Annotated in this window: 2 protein-coding genes; both read left to right on the top strand. The window is 57.3% G+C overall.

Going from position 1 to position 1,442, the window contains the following annotated elements; all coding sequences use genetic code 11:
* Positions 1-76 precede the first annotated feature (76 nt).
* The gene (locus H5T67_12615; GenBank protein MBC7246147.1) at positions 77-427 is read left to right on the top strand and encodes a hypothetical protein; all 351 of its coding nucleotides are present in this window, start codon (positions 77-79) and stop codon (positions 425-427) included.
* A gap of 10 nt (positions 428-437) precedes the next feature.
* Positions 438-1,433, top strand: a complete 996-nt coding sequence (locus H5T67_12610) for a hypothetical protein (protein MBC7246146.1) — start codon at positions 438-440, stop codon at positions 1,431-1,433.
* The last annotated feature ends 9 nt before the right edge of the window (positions 1,434-1,442 follow it).

Below are 1,442 nucleotides of genomic sequence, written 5' to 3'. Positions count from 1 at the left end.
GGGTGTATTTCAATTTGGGGGCAAATTTGGGGCATAATGTAGGGAAGAATCGAAGCTCAAGAGAAAGGAATCTAAGATGAAACGCACCCGTGCAGAGATCAAAGCGCAGCTATTGGCAGAGGCTGAGCACCAGATTGATAAGCTTCTGGATTGGACGGAAAGCACTGCATGTCCGACGCTGAACGATATTGAAGAAGCGGTGCTGAGGATACGCAAGGAGTTGGAGCCAGTGCTGGCGGAGAAGGTGATAGAGGCCCAGGGGAGCGTACAGCCTGTGCCTGGGCCCTTGTGTCCGACTTGTGGGAAAGAGATGCATGGGAAAGGGCGGAAAAAGAGGGGCGTAGAGACACGCCTAGGGCTAGTGGAGATGGAGCGGGATTACTACTACTGCACACACTGTCAGCGGGGGTCTTTTCCCCCTGGATGAGCAACTACGGGTGTGGGACCGGGGATGGAGCGAAGGGCTAGCCAAGTTGGTGGTCTGGTTATGTGGACATGTGGATTACTCCTTGGCGGAGGAGATCCTGGGTGAGGTGAGCGGGGTGAGGCTTTCGGATACGAGTCTGTGGCGGCGGGTAAAAAGATGGGGGGAGAAGATCAAGGCGCTGGAAGCGGCGCAGATGGCCAGGGCGATGGTGGTGGCGCAACAAGATGGGTTAGTGCGCGGAGAGAGTAAGACGGCGCAGCGCATGGGTGTAGCGATGGATGGGATGATGGTGCATGTGCGTGAGGAGGGGTGGAAAGAACTGAAGGTTGGCTGTGTCTTTGAGGTCGAGCTGCAACGTGCAGAGCAAGCAGGCCAGCCAGGGGAGCAGGTTCGTGCCATGCACAACAGCTATACCGCGATTCTGGGTGGGCCGAAGCAATTTGGGCAGGCGCTATGGGCCGAAGCCAGCCGGAGGCAGTTGCCACGGGCTACCGAGAGCATTGTGTTGGGCGATGGTGCGCCCTGGATCTGGAATCTGGCCGCAGAGCATTTCCCCTACAGCCGACAGGCAGTCGATTGGTACCATGCCCAAGAACATCTCTATCACGTAGCCCATTTGACTTTTGGCGAGGGCAGCGCCGTGGCCATCCGTTGGGCCAAAGGGCTGGAAAAGCCGCTGTACCAGGGGCAAGTGTGGCAGGTGGTTGGGGCGATCCACAGGCTAGCGGAGCGACATCGGCAGGTGGCACAAAAGTTGCGTAAGGAAGCACAGTACTTTGCACGCAACAAACGGCGCATGCAGTACATGGAACTGCGTGAGGATGGTTTCCCTATTGGCAGTGGCATGGCCGAGAGTGGGTGCAAACAATTCCATGCCCGTTTCACTGGTCCTGGGATGCGCTGGAGTCGAGCTGGGCTAGAACGCCTGGCCCCAATTCGAGCTGCTATCCTCAGCAAACGTTTCCATGAAGTGTGGACAGCCGTTTACAACTCGCCCCTAAACTGAAATGCACCC

The sequence above is a fragment of the Chloroflexota bacterium genome (assembly GCA_014360905.1).
Classification (GTDB): Bacteria; Chloroflexota; Anaerolineae; order UBA2200; family UBA2200; genus JACIWX01.
Note: the sequence above shows the minus strand (reverse complement) of the source record. Positions and strands in the feature narration are given on the sequence as shown.

What these genes read in the sequence shown, in the direction of transcription:
- H5T67_12615 (MBC7246147.1), top strand. Translation starts at nt 77, where the DNA reads ATGAAACGCACCCGTGCAGAGATCAAAGCGCAGCTATTGGCAGAGGCT.